The organism is Zobellella aerophila (assembly GCF_039539325.1).
GTDB lineage: Bacteria > Pseudomonadota > Gammaproteobacteria > Enterobacterales > Aeromonadaceae > Oceanimonas > Oceanimonas aerophila.
On sequence record NZ_BAABCX010000004.1, the window covers coordinates 26,289 to 40,988 of the forward strand.

13 protein-coding genes and 1 other RNA gene are annotated in these 14,700 nt (G+C 58.8%); 9 read left to right on the forward strand and 5 right to left on the reverse strand.

All coding sequences use genetic code 11. From position 1 onward, the window contains the following. Positions 1–75: 75 nt before the first annotated feature. From ABD806_RS13710 to ABD806_RS13730, 5 genes are all read right to left on the reverse strand, one after another. Entirely contained in the window at positions 76–2,103 is a 2,028-nt protein-coding gene (locus ABD806_RS13710; RefSeq protein ID WP_344958958.1) for a site-specific integrase, read from the reverse strand. Positions 2,104–2,301: 198 nt separating this feature from the next. Beyond that, a complete protein-coding gene (gene dolP / locus ABD806_RS13715; protein ID WP_344958960.1) occupies positions 2,302–2,883 on the reverse strand; it encodes a division/outer membrane stress-associated lipid-binding lipoprotein in 582 nt (193 codons plus the stop codon). After that, positions 2,884–3,474, reverse strand: a complete 591-nt coding sequence (locus ABD806_RS13720) for a D-sedoheptulose-7-phosphate isomerase (protein ID WP_344958962.1) — start codon at positions 3,472–3,474, stop codon at positions 2,884–2,886. It lies immediately after the preceding gene. An 8-nt stretch (positions 3,475–3,482) separates the two neighbouring features. Continuing rightward, positions 3,483–3,845 (reverse strand): YraN family protein, encoded by a 363-nt coding sequence (locus ABD806_RS13725; RefSeq protein ID WP_344958964.1) that lies wholly within the window; start codon positions 3,843–3,845, stop codon positions 3,483–3,485. After that, a complete protein-coding gene (locus tag ABD806_RS13730; protein WP_344958966.1) occupies positions 3,820–5,634 on the reverse strand; it encodes a penicillin-binding protein activator in 1,815 nt (604 codons plus the stop codon). Before ABD806_RS13730 ends, ABD806_RS13725 begins: the two co-directional genes overlap by 26 nt. A gap of 83 nt (positions 5,635–5,717) precedes the next feature. Here ABD806_RS13730 and rsmI point away from each other — a divergent pair, with 83 nt between their 5' ends. The 9 genes from rsmI to mraY all read left to right on the forward strand — a co-directional run bounded on the left by rsmI (position 5,718) and on the right by mraY (position 14,698). Next, positions 5,718–6,554: a 16S rRNA (cytidine(1402)-2'-O)-methyltransferase gene (gene rsmI / locus ABD806_RS13735; RefSeq protein ID WP_344958968.1), complete on the forward strand. Its 837-nt coding sequence runs from the start codon at positions 5,718–5,720 to the stop codon at positions 6,552–6,554. 191 nt (positions 6,555–6,745) lie between these two features. Next, positions 6,746–7,130: RNase P RNA component class A (gene rnpB / locus ABD806_RS13740), an RNA gene on the forward strand. A 242-nt stretch (positions 7,131–7,372) separates the two neighbouring features. Continuing rightward, a complete protein-coding gene (mraZ, locus tag ABD806_RS13745) occupies positions 7,373–7,831 on the forward strand; it encodes a division/cell wall cluster transcriptional repressor MraZ (protein WP_344958970.1) in 459 nt (152 codons plus the stop codon). Then, positions 7,832–8,776 carry a 16S rRNA (cytosine(1402)-N(4))-methyltransferase RsmH gene (gene rsmH / locus ABD806_RS13750; RefSeq protein WP_344958972.1) on the forward strand — a complete coding sequence of 315 codons (945 nt, stop codon included), beginning with the start codon at positions 7,832–7,834 and terminating at the stop codon, positions 8,774–8,776. It abuts the gene before it with no gap. Continuing rightward, positions 8,773–9,087: a cell division protein FtsL gene (gene ftsL / locus ABD806_RS13755; protein ID WP_344958974.1), complete on the forward strand. Its 315-nt coding sequence runs from the start codon at positions 8,773–8,775 to the stop codon at positions 9,085–9,087. The genes rsmH and ftsL overlap by 4 nt, the downstream gene beginning before the upstream one ends. After that, positions 9,084–10,829 carry a penicillin-binding transpeptidase domain-containing protein gene (locus ABD806_RS13760; protein WP_344958976.1) on the forward strand — a complete coding sequence of 582 codons (1,746 nt, stop codon included), beginning with the start codon at positions 9,084–9,086 and terminating at the stop codon, positions 10,827–10,829. The genes ftsL and ABD806_RS13760 overlap by 4 nt, the downstream gene beginning before the upstream one ends. Next, the gene (gene murE, locus ABD806_RS13765) at positions 10,813–12,285 is read left to right on the forward strand and encodes a UDP-N-acetylmuramoyl-L-alanyl-D-glutamate--2,6-diaminopimelate ligase (RefSeq protein WP_344958978.1); all 1,473 of its coding nucleotides are present in this window, start codon (positions 10,813–10,815) and stop codon (positions 12,283–12,285) included. Before ABD806_RS13760 ends, murE begins: the two co-directional genes overlap by 17 nt. After that, complete coding sequence (locus ABD806_RS13770) at positions 12,282–13,622, forward strand: UDP-N-acetylmuramoyl-tripeptide--D-alanyl-D-alanine ligase (RefSeq protein ID WP_344958980.1); 1,341 nt, start codon at positions 12,282–12,284, stop codon at positions 13,620–13,622. The genes murE and ABD806_RS13770 overlap by 4 nt, the downstream gene beginning before the upstream one ends. After that, positions 13,616–14,698 carry a phospho-N-acetylmuramoyl-pentapeptide-transferase gene (mraY, locus tag ABD806_RS13775; protein WP_344958982.1) on the forward strand — a complete coding sequence of 361 codons (1,083 nt, stop codon included), beginning with the start codon at positions 13,616–13,618 and terminating at the stop codon, positions 14,696–14,698. The genes ABD806_RS13770 and mraY overlap by 7 nt, the downstream gene beginning before the upstream one ends. The last annotated feature ends 2 nt before the right edge of the window (positions 14,699–14,700 follow it).

Here is a 14,700-nt window from a genome sequence, read left to right on the forward strand (position 1 = left end):
TTTTTATGTGGGGGGAGGGTGGTTCACCTGAGGTATACCAAAAGTGAACCACCTTACAGAACGATACTTTGGGATTTATCCCGCTATGGAAGCGACCTTACGTGCCTCCCGTGCTTTTGCTGCCTCCAGTGATTTGTCCTCTCGCTCAAGCTGCTTGTCCAGTTGCTCACGGGTGTATATTCCCCGCATTTTGTTGGCGCTGAAGTCGTGCCAGTGCTCGCAGGTGAGGGGAAGGTCAAATTGGATACGATTTATAGTGTTATGCATCTTCAGCAGCTCGCTTTCGGTGAGTCCTTTCTGGCCGCCGTAGTGCCTAGTCATTAAGCGTCTGCCTTTTATTGCCATCTCACTCTGATCAAGATGGCCGACATACATGGCAATCTCATGTTCCGGGATGTTGAGGTCTACGCGCATCTTGGTAATGAAGGTGTGCCGTAATAAATGAAAGCTTTCGCCCTTTTGGTAAGCGCTGCTGTGCTTAAGCATTTGATTGAAGCACCTCATGGCCGTGTTCTTGTAGTTGTCAGTCTTGCCGTCATCGGTGCTTCCCCAGTCAATCGTGGGGAACAGGACTTTTGAACCCAGCTCGGCCATTTTGGTCACATAGTCCAGCAGCCCAAGATCCAGCAGAGTCTGATGTATAGGGACGTATCTGATGCTGTTTGCGGTCTTCACCCTTTTGCCGGCCACCCGACGATCTGACCTTTTTCCAACGTCACCATTAACCCAGAAACACCAGACGCCATGCACCTGTAGGATGTCTTGGGTGTGGAGCTGCGAGCACTCGCCGACTCTCATACCGGTAAACAAGCCAATGAGGGGAATCCAGAAGTGCCCGCTTCTGTAGTGGCTGGTGTCTTTTGACTTCGGCAACGAGAAGTAAGGGTGACTGAAAATGTCCCTGATGCGTTCATCCGAGAAGTATTTGATAGCTTCATCTGTGCCTTTCATTCCCTTGTTCGGGTGCTCTGCCGGCAGTATGTCGTGCACGCTTATATGGTCGATGGGCTGCTTGCCCCTGTAGCGTTGGTTCATCTTGCCAATGAAGCTGTTGAAGGTCTCAAGGAAGTCCTTGATGGTCTTTTTGGCTTTGTATTTTGCTGGCGGCGTGCCGGTCAGCTTCAGGAATTCAGGCTTGGTCAGTTTGGTGACCTTCTTAAACCCTATCCCTGCCGGGATGGCTACATACTTCTTGCAGATATGAAGATACTGGTTTGGCGTCAGATCAAAAAAGCGGAAGCCTTCGCCTAGTGTGTGTCTGACGATGGCCTTTGTGATTACCGCACACTCATTGATTTTACCTAGCTTGGTGTTATCCCCCTTGTTGGCGACATACTCTTCTATATATATGTCCCACACGTCCGAGAACGATTTGTTCATGTCCTCGTGGGATAGTCCTCCAGGGTTGTAGATAGGGGGTTCTGTGCTTCTCACTGGGGATGCCAGTTGACCTTGTAAGGTCTCTGTAACAACAGTGATATTCGTTGTGGATTGTCTGAAAGAGGCTTCTTGCTCCTGTTCAATCTCTTTGACTCTCTGGCGGAGTTGAGTAATGAAGTCTGCGTCTTTCTTTAGCACCTCGTCGGCCAATTTCTCTTCATCTGCACGATTAAAGCTTGAACTTAAGCCGCTCATAGAAAGCTTCAGCCTTTTTTTCTGCACGATGCCATGCTTTCTTTCTCTAAGGTCTTTCTCTGCTTCATCGATTATGGAGAGAAGGGTGCCCTTCAGTTTTTCCTGTTCCTTCCCATTCGCTACCATTCTGGCCACTGACTCAGGAATGTATTCCAGCTTCTCTTCGGTAGTCATCCTGACCAGATGCCGGAGCTCTTCGATATCTTTAAGGTGCTGCTCTAAAATCTCTTTGCTTGAGGTGTTTTTCTTTGCCATCTGAACTAATACCGCTTGCTGTGACAACAATGACTGAGCCAGCGAAAGCGCCAGCTCTTTTGCCTTCTGCCGCCTCTTGGTCAGCAACGATAACCTGACCTCCTTCGGGAGAAGCGGCGCAAGCATACGCAGTTCTTTATTAAGGGCAAGCCGAAAGTAATAGGTGCCGTTAGGGTCGCGGTAGCAGTAGGGGATTGCTGTTCTGTAGCTCATGTTTTGACCTCGCGTGAGGTCTTCAGGCGGCGGCACTGTCAGACAAAATTGTCAGACCTAGAGCCTGTCATACCGGCATTCATTGCCTTTTTTCCTTTTGGCGCATATGTTTAAGCACCTCTAGGTCATAGGCTTCGGCCTCCTTTTTTTATGGGATCAAAGAAAAGAGCTGGGCCGCATAGGCTCGCCCACTCGGCGTCAGTTAACGGCCTGAATAAATTCAAACACGGTGACTACTCGTTTGACGCCACTGACGTTACGCGCTATCTGTACGGAAATATCGGCTTCGCGCTGGGTCACCAGGCCAATCAAAAACACTTCCCCATTTTCGGTCACTACCTTGATCTTGGTGGCGTCGATATTTTTTTCCGCAATCAGGCTGCTTTTCACCTTGGAGGTCAGCCAGGTATCCTGGGTGCGTACCGACAGGGAAACCGGCTCGGCCAAGCGGATTTCATTATAGACTTGCGCAACCCCGGGCACCCCCTTGACCACCTGTTCGGCCTGCAGACGATAGTCCTCTGTCGGGGCTTGGCCGACCAGCAACACCTTGCCCTTGGTGCTGATCACGCTTACCTTGCTCTGCTCCCAAAGGGGTTTGGTTTCGCCCAGGCGGTTCAGGGCCCTCATTTCTATGGCCTGATCTTCAAGCTGGGTGCCGATGGTGCGTCTGTCCGTCGCCATGCCCCCGCCGGTTGCTCCCCCCGCGACAAATACGCCGGCACAACCCTGTAGCAGGGCGAGGGAAACGAGTGCAAGGGCTAGGTTTTTTTTCATCAATCAGTCCTCCTGTTTCGGGAAAAGCGTTCGGTCGATGAGGTCGCACAGACAATGCAGGGTGAGCAGGTTGACCTCATGAATACGGGGAGCACGCAGGGCGGGCACACGAATCTCCACATCATTGGGTCCCAGCAGGCCGGCCAATTCACCGCCGTCGCCGCCGCTCAGGGCGACTATGGTCATATCCCGGCTGAGTGCTGCTTCCGCAGCCTTGATTAAATTGCGGCTGTGCCCGCTGGTCGAGATCACCACCAGTACGTCTCCGGCTTGGCCCAATGCCCTGATTTGGCGGGCATAGGCTTCGTCAAAATGTTGATCCACGGCGATGGCGCTGATGCTGCTGGTATCCAGGGTGAGACAAATTGCCGGCAAGGCGGGACGCTCGGTTTCATAGCGGTTGAGCAGCTCGCTGACAAACAGCTGCGCCAGCGCATTGGAGCCGCCATTGCCGCATACCAGCATCTTGTGGCCGTTAAGCAGGCACATGACCATCATCTGCGCCGCTGCCAATATGGTGTCGGGCAAGGCCTCGGCGGCGGCGATTTTGGTTTGAATGCTTTCGGTAAAGCTGGCTTTGATTTCTTCCTGCATGGGATCCCTTAAAAGGCGTTTTGTATCCAGTGAATCTCCGGGCCTTCGCAGGCGACCAGATCGAAGCGACAGGACTGCCGGGCTTCATTCAATCCCCTGGATTGTAAATAAAAAGAGGCGGTACGTCTTATCCTACCTTGCTTGGCGGCGGTCACCGAGGCAAGGGCACCACCAAACTGCTGGCTTTTGCGAAAGCGTACCTCGACAAACACCAGGGTATCACCCTGGTGCATAATAAGATCGATCTCACCCAGCCTGCACTGGTAATTACGGCACAGCAGCCTCAGCCCCTGAAGGCATAGGTATGCCTCGGCCCGGCGCTCATAGGCGTCACCCTGGGCCCGCTTACCGGGTGGGAAGCCAGCGACCATCTTGGTATACCGCCCATTGCAGGCCCCTGTGCAGGGTTCCGTCTGGAGAAATATTCAGTTGTCCGGTCAATGCCGGCAGGCGTCCGGCGGTAGCCCTTAGCTGGCTCAGTTGCGGCAGGCTGGTCAGGGCATCATGGCCAAAGGCAAACAGGCGCAGCCAGCTGCTGTTCGCCTGGGGCCAGGATACGGTTATTTCTTCCTTCAGCTGGGGTGATGCCTCAAGCATCCAGGGCATATCCGCCAGTTGCAGGCCATTGAACTCACGCACGGCCGTACCCTGGGGGACATAGCTGCGGGAAATGACATAGGCCGGCAGCCTGGAGGCGGACAGGCTGTCCTGTACCAGGTGAAAATAAGGCAGTGTTATCTGGGTTTCGGTGGCGTTGGTAACCAGAAACAGGGAGTCAACCGGCGCATCTGTGGTATCCACCCAGTCGGGTTCGCCACCAGGCTGGCCTTGTTCGGTATTGCTGTCCGGGATCTCTGTGACGGTAAGCGCCTGCCTGACGTCCTGCTCTACCTTGTCCTTATCATTAAAATAGGCGAGGGTCGCAGGCATTCCGCTTAGTTGCTGCCAGCTTTGGTTAAACCGGTTGGCGATGCGCTGGCCCAGCTCATGGTCGGGCGCAAACACCAGGGGACGCTGATGGCCCTGTTCCCACATATGGTGGGCCACTTCGTCGGCATCGGCTTCCGGCGACAGGGAAAAATAATAGGTGTGTGCCAGGGCGGGCTTATGAGCCGGCTCATTGAGCGCCAGTACCGGCAAGGTCGGCTGGAGCGCCAACAGTGCCTCCACGTTCTCTTTTAACAGCGGTCCCACGATAAAGTCGGCCCCCGCTTGTTGCACTTGCCGATAGACGGCGGTCATGCTGCGCTCATTGGTATCGATGAAACTCAGCCGGGCGCCCTGCTCCGGATGGGCGTGCATCATACCCGCGCGGATGGCTTCCGACTGCTCGGCCAGGCGGCCGCTCAGTGGCAGCAGGACGGCGATGTGGCCGGGCTGGTAAAGCGCCTTCCGGGAGCTGTCCGGCATGGGCGGCAGATAAATTGCCCCCGGGTGCGACGGATATAACTGAGCCCAGGACTCGAGCTGCCATTGTTTCGGGTCGGGTTGCAGCGTCGGGTTATTGAGGATGGCCATCAGTTCAAACCAACCGCGGCTGGCCTCATCGTCGTCTTTTTTCTGCGCCGCTCGCAAAGACGAAGGGTTTTGCTCGCCCAGCAGGTGATAGATACGTTCCCGGTTGGCGTCGGCCTCGGCATCGGACAACCGCCTGTGCAGTGCTATATATTGCCGGGCTGCGGCCAGGGGCTGCCCCTGCTTTTCCTGCAGTTGACCTTGGGTCGACAACAGCAGGGACAGGCCGGTTTCCGGCAGGGCCGCCGTATCCAGCTGGCCCAGGCTTTGTTCGGCCAGCTCGAGCCGGTTGGCGGACTCAGCCCAGCTGGCTTTCAGGAGTTGAGCTGTCGCCTGCCGCGCCGGGGTGTTGGCATTTTGCTGTAATGGCGATAACAGGGCTTCGGCAGCGTCCGGCTCGCCTTGTTGCAGATAAGCCCGGATGGCCAATGCTTGCCAGACGAAAAGATCGTGCTGGGCTGCCCGGGTCGATTGGCGTTGATATTGTTGTGCCGGCCTGTCGATGGCGGCAAAAACCTCTGGTGCCGTTTGATCCTGATCGCTGATCTGAGGCGGTTCAAAGACGCCGCATGCCAGCAGCGTAGAGGAAAGCACCATGGTGCAGAGCAGTCGTGTTACACTCCCGCGTTGATTTTGTTTAGCCAATCCCTTAATTCCAAGCTGTGTCATTCTTGTCCCTAGTGTAATGGGGCCATGGTGGTGAGACAATTGCTTACACAGGAGACCCTATGAGCCCAGCGGCTGTTCTTTATATAGTGCCGACCCCAATTGGTAACCTGAGTGATATCAGCCACCGCGCCCTCGAGGTATTGCAACAGGTGGATGTGATTGCCTGCGAGGACACCCGGCACACGGCCAGACTGCTTTCCCACTACCAGATTAGCACCCCTACCTGGGCCCTGCATGACCACAACGAGCAGCATAAGGCCGAGCAGCTGGTTGCCCGGCTGTCATCGGGTAAGAGTATCGCCCTGGTATCGGATGCCGGTACCCCACTGATCAGCGATCCGGGCTATCACCTGGTCAACCGTTGTCGCGAAGCGGGTATCCGGGTGGTGCCCCTTCCCGGAGCCTGCGCCGCCATCACAGCCCTGTCCGCCGCCGGTCTGGCCACCGATCGCTTTGCCTTCGAGGGCTTCCTGCCGGCCAAGGAGAAGGCCCGCCATGACAAGCTGGAAAGCCTGAAAGAAGAAAGCCGTTCGCTGATCTTCTATGAGTCGCCCCGCCGCCTGCTGGATACGGTAGCCGAACTGGTGGCGGTGATGGGGCCGGATCGGCAAGTGGTGGTGGCCCGGGAGCTGACCAAGACCTTTGAGACGATTCACAGCCTGCCGGCCGCCGAGATGCTGGAGTGGTTGCGGCAGGATGATAACCGCTGCCGGGGTGAGATTGTGCTGATGGTGGCGGGCCATAGGCCGGATAGCGAGGCGCTGCCCGCCGAGGCACTGCGTACCCTGACCTTGCTGCGGGCCGAGTTGCCGCTGAAGAAAGCCGCCGCCATTACCGCCGAGATCCACGGCGTAAAGAAAAATGCCCTCTATAAATATGGGCTGGAGCAGGAATAGTATTCTTGGTGGTGACTGGTGACTGGTGACTGGTGACTGGTGACTGGTGACTGGTGACTGGTGACTGGTGACTGGTGATTGGTGACTGGTGATTGGTTTGTTCTTGTCCAGTCCCAAGTCCCAAGTCCCAAGTCCCAAGTCCCAAGTATGGGTATTTGTACCCGGAGGCGCACTGGTGTACACTCCGCCCCGGAGTCGGCCAGGCGATCGCTGCCTCGTCGTTGTGCCTTCGGGCAAACGGGCGAGGGGGAGGAAAGTCCGGGCTCCATAGGGCAGGGTGCCAGGTAACGCCTGGGGGACGTGAGTCTACGACCAGTGCAACAGAGAGCAGACCGCCGATGGCCCGCAAGGGATCAGGTAAGGGTGAAAGGGTGCGGTAAGAGCGCACCGCGCGACTGGCAACAGTTCGTGGCACGGTAAACTCCACCCGGAGCAAGACCAAATAGGCCCCCTACAGGTGCGGCCCGCGCTGGGGGCGGGTAGGTTGCTTGAGCCAGCGAGCGATTGCTGGCCTAGAGGAATGATCGTCACCGAGCTTGCTCGGGACAGAACCCGGCTTAACGGCCGACTCCAACTCTTTCGGGGGCGCAGCTCAGGCTGCGCCCCTTTCTTATAGTCGATATTTTCTTTTTTGCCTCTCTTTTTAAATTCCTCTTATAAAGCAAACAGCTATCAATGAGTCTTATCGGCTCAGCCGTACTTCGCCCGATATCACTACTTCTCGGCTTGAAAAGCTTGAGTCCCCTCCTTACACTCTATCGTGGTGGGAAAAAGTGGCTTTTTGTGGAAAAAAGTAGAATCTAAGGATACTGACTTACATGCTTCGTGGTGCGCATGCTATCAGCCTGGACGGCAAAGGCCGCCTGGCGGTACCGACACGCTTTCGTGACTGGTTGCGGGATGACTGCGACGGTCAGCTGGTGTGCACCATAGATATCAATAATCCCTGTTTATTGCTGTATCCCCTGGTTGAATGGGAAGAAATAGAAAAGAAGTTGAAAGGGCTGTCGAGTATGAACCCGGCCGAGCGGCGCCTGCAGCGCCTGCTGTTGGGCTATGCCAGTGAATGTGAACTGGATGCCCAGGGGCGGTTTCTGGTACCCGGGCCCTTGCGGCAACATGCCGGACTCGATAAAAAAATCATGCTGGTGGGGCAACTGAACAAGTTCGAAATCTGGGACGAGTCCTGCTGGCAACAACAAGTTAATGATGACCTGCTGGCCCTGCCCGAGCAGGACTGGTCGGCATCGGAACGTTTGCGGGATTTCTCTTTATAAATGAATAATAAACAGGCACATATTACAGTTCTGCTGCACGAGGCGGTGGCCGGTCTTGCGCTCAAGCCCGATGGTATCTATGTCGACGGTACCTTTGGTCGGGGCGGGCATTCGCGGTTGATCCTGAGTCAGTTGGGTGCCGAGGGGCGCTTGTTTGCCATCGACCGGGATCCCCAGGCCATCGCCGCCGCCGAAGCCATCGACGATCCCCGCTTTCACATTTTGCACGGGCCTTTTTCCCGTCTGGCCGAGATGATGGCAGAGCAGGGCATGACAGGGCGCATAGATGGCGTCCTGCTCGATCTGGGCGTTTCCTCCCCTCAACTGGACGAAGCCGAGCGTGGTTTCAGCTTTCAAAAAGACGGCCCCCTGGATATGCGCATGGATCCTACCAGCGGCCAGAGTGCGGCCGAATGGTTGGCCCGGGCCGAGGCAGACGATATCGCCTGGGTGCTAAAAACCTTCGGTGAAGAGAAATTCGCCAAGAAGATTGCCCGCGCCATCGTCCATGACAGGGTCCAGACCCCCTTTACCCGCACCCGCCAGCTGGCGGAGATGATTGCCCGGGTCAATCCCAGCCGGGAAAAAAACAAGCATGCCGCCACCCGCAGCTTCCAGGCCATTCGCATCTATATCAACAGCGAGCTGGATGAAATCGAGCAGGCGCTGGACGGCGCCCTCGAGGTGCTGGCACCCGGCGGCAGGTTATCGGTGATCAGCTTCCACTCCCTGGAGGACCGGCTGGTCAAACGCTTTATCCGCAAACATGAAAAAGGACCTGAAGTGCCCCCCGGGCTGCCATTGACCGAGGCGCAACTGGCCGGGGGGCGCCTGCTGAAGAGCATCGGCAAGGCACAAAAACCTTCCGAACAGGAAGTGGCCGCCAATGCCAGGTCACGCAGCTCGGTGTTGCGTGTCGCCGAACGGCTGGCGGAGGCTGAATGATAGAGCAGCGGATAAATCTGACCAAGGAAATTGGCCTGGATTTATGGCGCCACAAATGGCGTATGCTGCTGGCCTTGTGCACCCTGGGGTCGGCGATGACGGTGATCCTGGTGACCCATGGCACCCGGCAGCTGACCAGCGAGTACAACGAGTTGATGGCGGAGCAGGATCGCCTGGATATCGAATGGCGGAACCTGCTGTTGGAGCAAAGTACCTTGATGGAACACAGCCGGATAGAAGTCCTGGCCCGCAATAAGCTGGGCATGAGTCGGCCGGCTCCTTCCGAGGAAAAATTGGTTACCAAACGATGAGACGGCGCAAGACGCATAAGAAAGAACCTCTGCTGGTCGGCTGGCGCTTCGCCACCGTCTGCAGCGTGATTTTGTTCGCTTTCGTGGCCCTGTTTGCCCGTGCCGCCTGGATCCAGGTGGTGTCGCCGGACCGACTGCGGCTGGAAGGGGACATGCGTTCCCTGCGCACCACCACCACCACCAGCACCCGCGGCATGATCCTGGATCGCAACGGTGAAGAGCTGGCGGTATCTGTCCCGGTGCAGGCGGTGTGGGCCGATCCCAAGCAGGTTCATGCGGAAAACAGCCTGACGAAAACCCGGGCCTGGCAAGCGCTGGCCGACGTGCTGGGAATACCCGTCGAGACCCTGCAGCAAAGGGTCGCCAACCCCAAGCGCCGCTTCGTCTACCTCCAGCGGCAGGTGACCCCATCGGTAGCCGAATATATCCGCAAATTGAAGTTACCCGGTGTGCACCTGCGCCCCGAGGCCCGTCGCTTTTATCCGACCGGAGAGATTAACGCCCATCTGGTGGGCATGACCAATATCGACGGCAAGGGCATAGAGGGCATAGAGCGGGCCTACAACGAATGGCTGACCGCCCAGGCTGGCGAGCGCCGGGTGCGCAAGGATCGCATGGGCCGGGTGATTGAGGATCTGGGGGTGGTATCGGAAGCCCGGGAAGCCAACAACATCCAGCTCACCATCGATCAGCGCCTGCAGGCGCTGGCCTATAGGTCCCTCAAGCAGGCATCGGAATTCCATCGGGCGACGTCCGCCTCCCTGGTGTTGCTGGATGTGAAAAACGGAGAGGTGCTGGCCATGGTCAACACCCCTTCCTTCAACCCCAACAACCGGGGCCAGTATCAGAGTTTCCGTGCCCGCAACCGGGCGGTGACCGACACCTATGAACCGGGCTCGACCCTCAAGCCGCTGATCGTGGTCAGCGCGCTCGAAAACGGCATCATCAAGGCGGATTCGATCGTCGATACTTCGCCGGGCTGGATGCGCCTGGGCGGCAAGCGGGTGTCCGATACCCGCAACCTGGGTAAAGTCAGCGTCGAAACCATCATCCAGCGTTCTTCCAACATGGGCATGGCTCGCATGGCCCTGCAGGAAACCCCGGAGCAGCTGTTGGATACCCTGTACCGCTTCGGCCTGGGTATCGACTCGGGGATGGGGCTGGTGGGCGAAAGTACCGGCATGATCCCCCAGCGCCGTCGCTGGTCCGACATAGAGAGGGCGACCCTGTCATTCGGTTATGGTATTACCGTTACCCCGCTGCAGCTGGCCCAGGCCTATGCGGTCCTGGCCAATGGTGGCGTGCGCTATCCGCTGACCATCGTCAAGCGGGCCCAGCAGCCGGTCGGTGAACAGGTGATTGTCCGTCAGCACGCCAGGGATGTGCTGCAGATGATGGAAAGCGTGATCGGTCCGGGCGGCACGGCCCGTAAGGCGGCGATCCCCGGGTACCGGGTGGCCGGCAAGACGGGGACGTCACGCAAGGCCATTGCCGGCGGCTATGGCAGTGATTATGTCGGGGTATTCGGCGGCATGGCGCCGGTGAGCGATCCACGGTTGGCGATGGTGGTGGTGATCAACGAACCCCAGGGTGACCTTTATTATGGTGGTGATGTGGCAGCCCCCGTGTTTGCCGAGGTGATGAGTGCGGCACTGCAGTTGCTCAATATCCGCCCGGATGCCGCGACCGAAGAGCAGTTACAGTTGGCCGGACAGGAGGCGTACAATGTCCCTCACACTTAGAGATCTTGCGGTGCCGCTCGGGTTGTCGGCACCGGCGATAACGGTGACCTCCTTGACCTTGGACAGCCGGTCGGTGACGCCAGGCTGCCTGTTCATCGCGGTCAAGGGCCACTCGCTGGACGGTCGGCAATTTATTTCCCAGGCCCTGGCGGCGGGGGCGGCTGCCGTTATCCATGAAGTAGACAGCCCGGAACAGGGCGGCCTGGATTATCAGGATCACCGCCTGCTGGGGGTCTATCAGCTGCCCCGTCATCTGTCGCTGCTGGCCGGCATTTTTTATGGCGATCCTTCATCGGAGCTGCAACTGGTCGGGGTGACCGGCACCAACGGCAAGAGCACCATCACCCAGTTGATCGCCAACTGGAGCAGCCTGCTGGGCAGCAGGACGGGGGTGATGGGCACCCTCGGCAACGGTCTCTTCGGCCGGCTGCAGGATGCGGTCAATACCACCGGCTCGGCCCTGGAGGTTCAGCAGCAGTTGGCTGCCTTGCATGCCCAGGGCGCCGGGCGGGTGGCGATGGAGGTGTCTTCCCATGGCCTGTGCCAGCACCGGGTGGCGGCGCTGGATTTTGATGTAGCCGTCTTCACCAACCTGAGCCGGGATCACCTGGATTATCACGGCACCATGGCCGCCTACGGCGAAGCCAAGCGGCAGTTATTCGAGTTATGCCGGAAGACGCGCATCATCAATGCCGACGATAGCGTGGGCCGTCGTTGGCTCAGCCTGTATCCGGACGCCATCGGCTACAGCCTGCACGGCCGGGTACGGGACTTTGCCGGCCCGCAGCTGGTGGCTGAAACCGTACATTTTTATAACGATGGGTTGAAAGTGACCATTAACTCCGACTGGGGGAATGGTGTATTATCCGCCCCCTTGCTGGGACGCTTTAATGTCGCCAATCTGTTGGCGGCGATGGCGGCCCTGTTGGCGTTGGGTGAGTCCTTTGATCAGCTGTTGGCCACGGCTCCGCGGCTGAGCGCGGTGTCTGGACGGATGGAACGTTTTTATTGTCCGGGCAAGGCGCTGGTGGTGGTGGATTACGCCCATACCCCGGATGCCCTGGAACAGGCTCTGGAAGCCTTGCGGCAGCACTGCCGGGGGCAGCTCTGGTGTCTGGTCGGCTGTGGCGGTGACCGTGACAGGGGCAAGCGGCCGTTGATGGCGGCGGCGGCGGAAGCCGGCGCGGACCGGCTGATCCTGACCGATGACAATCCGCGTACCGAGCAGGCCGCCGTTATTCTGGCCGATATGATGGCAGGCCTGGCGCAGCCGGACGCGGCCATGCGGATCCATGACCGGGCGGCGGCGATGGCCCTGGCGGTTGAACAGGCGGCAGCCGATGACATTATTTTGGTGGCCGGTAAGGGCCATGAGGATTATCAGATAGTGGGTACACAAAAGCATCATTACAGCGACCGTGAAACCGCGGCCCGGATATTGGGGATAGCCCTGTGATCAGCCTGCCCTTAAGCCTGTTGGCCCAGGCCTCCGGCGGCGAGTTGCGCGGTGCCGACGGGGCTATCCTGGCGGTGACCACTGATAGCCGGCAGCCGTTGGCGGCTGGCAGCCTGTTTGTGGCGCTGATCGGCGAACACTTCGATGGCCATGAATTTGCGGCCCAAGCGGTGGAGCAAGGCGCCGGCGCCCTGCTGGTCGAGCGCTGGCTGGCGCTCGAGGTGCCCCAGATCAGGGTGGCGGATACCCGCCTGGCCCTGGGTCTGCTCGGCGGCCTGGTGCGGGAGCGCAGCCAGGCCAAGTTTCTGGCCATAACCGGCAGCTGCGGCAAGACCACGGTCAAGGAAATGGCGGCGGCCATATTGCAGCAAAGGGGCAAGGTCATGGCGACCCGGGGCAACCTGAACAACGAAATCGGCGTGCCCCTGACCCTCTGCGAGCTGACGGCGGACACCGATTTCGCGGTGGTCGAGCTGGGTGCCAATCATATCGGCGAAATCGCCTGGACCAGCTCGCTGGTCAAGCCCCATGTGGCCTTGATTAACAATGTGGAGGCTTCGCACCTGGAGGGCTTCGGTTCACTCGAGGGGGTCGCCAAGGCCAAGAGCGAGATCTACGACGGCCTGGTGGCCGGCGGCGTGGCCATCGCCAATGGCGACAGTCCTTTCTGTAGCGGGTGGCGGGCACAGCGGCAGCTGACCTGTTTCGGTGAGCGGCGGGAGTACGAAGCCCGTCAGGTCAGCCTGGACAAGTCAGGCTGCGCCCATTTCCGCCTGCTGACCCCCCAGGGTGAAGTGGCGGTGCAACTGCCGGTACCGGGCCGGCACAATGTGGCCAATGCCCTGGCGGCGGCGGCGGCTACCCAGGCGCTGGGCGCCAGCCTGGAGGAGATTGCGACCGGTCTTGGCGCGTTCAGCTCGGCCAAGGGCCGGCTACAGGTGTGGACGCGACCCGGTCTGACGGTGCTGGATGATACATATAACGCCAGTGTCGCCTCGGTACTGGCGGCGCTGGATACCCTGGCCAGCCTTCCCGGATATCGCATCTTTGCCTTTGGTGATATGGCCGAGCTCGGCGATTACAGCAAGGAAATGCATATCAAGGTGGGTGAACATGCCAGAAAGCTGGGTATCGACCTGGTGCTGACCGTGGGTCAGGACAGCCGCCATACGGCACAGGCTGCCCATGGCCGGCATTTTGACAACAAACAACAGCTGTGGCCGGTATTGGCCGAGGCCTTGGCACAGCAGAATAAGGTGGTGGTTTTGGTGAAAGGTGCGCGCAGTGCCCGAATGGAAGACGTGGTTCGGTCCATCCAGGAGGGGACATCATGCTAGTCTGGCTGGCCGAGTTGCTGACTCCCCATTTCGGTTTTTTTAATGTGTTTTCTTATCTGACCTTCAGGGCCATCGTTTCCATCCTGACCGGCCTGTTCGTCTCCCTGTGGATAGGCCCCCGCCTGATCCGCCGGCTGCAGCGGCTGCAGATCGGCCAGGTGGTGCGCAACGATGGCCCCGAATCCCACTTCAGCAAGGCCGGCACCCCCACCATGGGCGGCTTGATGATACTGATCGCCATCTTCGTCTCGGTGTTGCTGTGGGCCCGGCTCTCCAACCCCTATGTGTGGGTGGTGCTGTTCGTGCTGGGAACCTTCGGCGCCATCGGTTTCGTCGACGATTACCGCAAGGTGGTGCGCAAGAATACCGATGGCCTGATCGCCCGCTGGAAATATTTCTGGCAGTCGGCGGCCGCCCTGGCGGCGGCCGTCTTTGTCTACGTCATTGCCCATGAGCCGAGCCAGACCCAGCTGGTGGTGCCCTTCTTCAAGGATGTGATGCCCCAACTGGGCCTGTTGTTTATCGTGCTCAGCTACTTCGTGATCGTCGGTTCCAGCAATGCGGTCAACCTGACCGATGGCCTGGACGGCCTGGCGATCATGCCCACTGTGATGGTGGCGGCCGGTTTCGCCCTGGTGGCCTGGGCCACGGGCAACGTCAATTTCGCCGACTACCTGCATATTCCCTATGTGTCCCATGCGGGTGAGCTGACCGTGGTCTGTACCGCCATGGTCGGCGCCGGGCTGGGCTTCCTCTGGTTCAACACCTTCCCGGCCCAGGTATTTATGGGCGATGTGGGCTCCCTGGCCTTGGGGGCGGCGCTGGGCGCCATTGCCGTGCTGGTGCGCCAGGAGTTTCTGCTGGTGGTGATGGGCGGCATCTTCGTGATCGAAACCCTGTCAGTGATCCTGCAGGTGGGCTCCTATAAGCTGCGTGGACAACGGATCTTCCGGATGGCCCCCATCCACCATCATTATGAACTGAAAGGCTGGCCCGAGCCGCGGGTGATAGTGCGGTTCTGGATTATTACCCTGATGCTGGTGCTGGTCGGCCTGGCTACCCTGAAGCTGAGATAAAT

Excerpts from the sequence above, each read along its gene's own strand:
- ABD806_RS13710 (WP_344958958.1), bottom strand. The coding sequence starts at position 2,103 with ATGAGCTACAGAACAGCAATCCCCTACTGCTACCGCGACCCTAACGGC.
- ABD806_RS13720 (WP_344958962.1), bottom strand. The coding sequence starts at position 3,474 with ATGCAGGAAGAAATCAAAGCCAGCTTTACCGAAAGCATTCAAACCAAA.
- ABD806_RS13725 (WP_344958964.1), bottom strand. The coding sequence starts at position 3,845 with ATGGTCGCTGGCTTCCCACCCGGTAAGCGGGCCCAGGGTGACGCCTAT.
- rsmI (WP_344958968.1), top strand. The coding sequence starts at position 5,718 with ATGAGCCCAGCGGCTGTTCTTTATATAGTGCCGACCCCAATTGGTAAC.
- mraZ (WP_344958970.1), top strand. The coding sequence starts at position 7,373 with ATGCTTCGTGGTGCGCATGCTATCAGCCTGGACGGCAAAGGCCGCCTG.
- rsmH (WP_344958972.1), top strand. The coding sequence starts at position 7,832 with ATGAATAATAAACAGGCACATATTACAGTTCTGCTGCACGAGGCGGTG.
- ftsL (WP_344958974.1), top strand. The coding sequence starts at position 8,773 with ATGATAGAGCAGCGGATAAATCTGACCAAGGAAATTGGCCTGGATTTA.
- ABD806_RS13760 (WP_344958976.1), top strand. The coding sequence starts at position 9,084 with ATGAGACGGCGCAAGACGCATAAGAAAGAACCTCTGCTGGTCGGCTGG.
- murE (WP_344958978.1), top strand. The coding sequence starts at position 10,813 with ATGTCCCTCACACTTAGAGATCTTGCGGTGCCGCTCGGGTTGTCGGCA.
- mraY (WP_344958982.1), top strand. The coding sequence starts at position 13,616 with ATGCTAGTCTGGCTGGCCGAGTTGCTGACTCCCCATTTCGGTTTTTTT.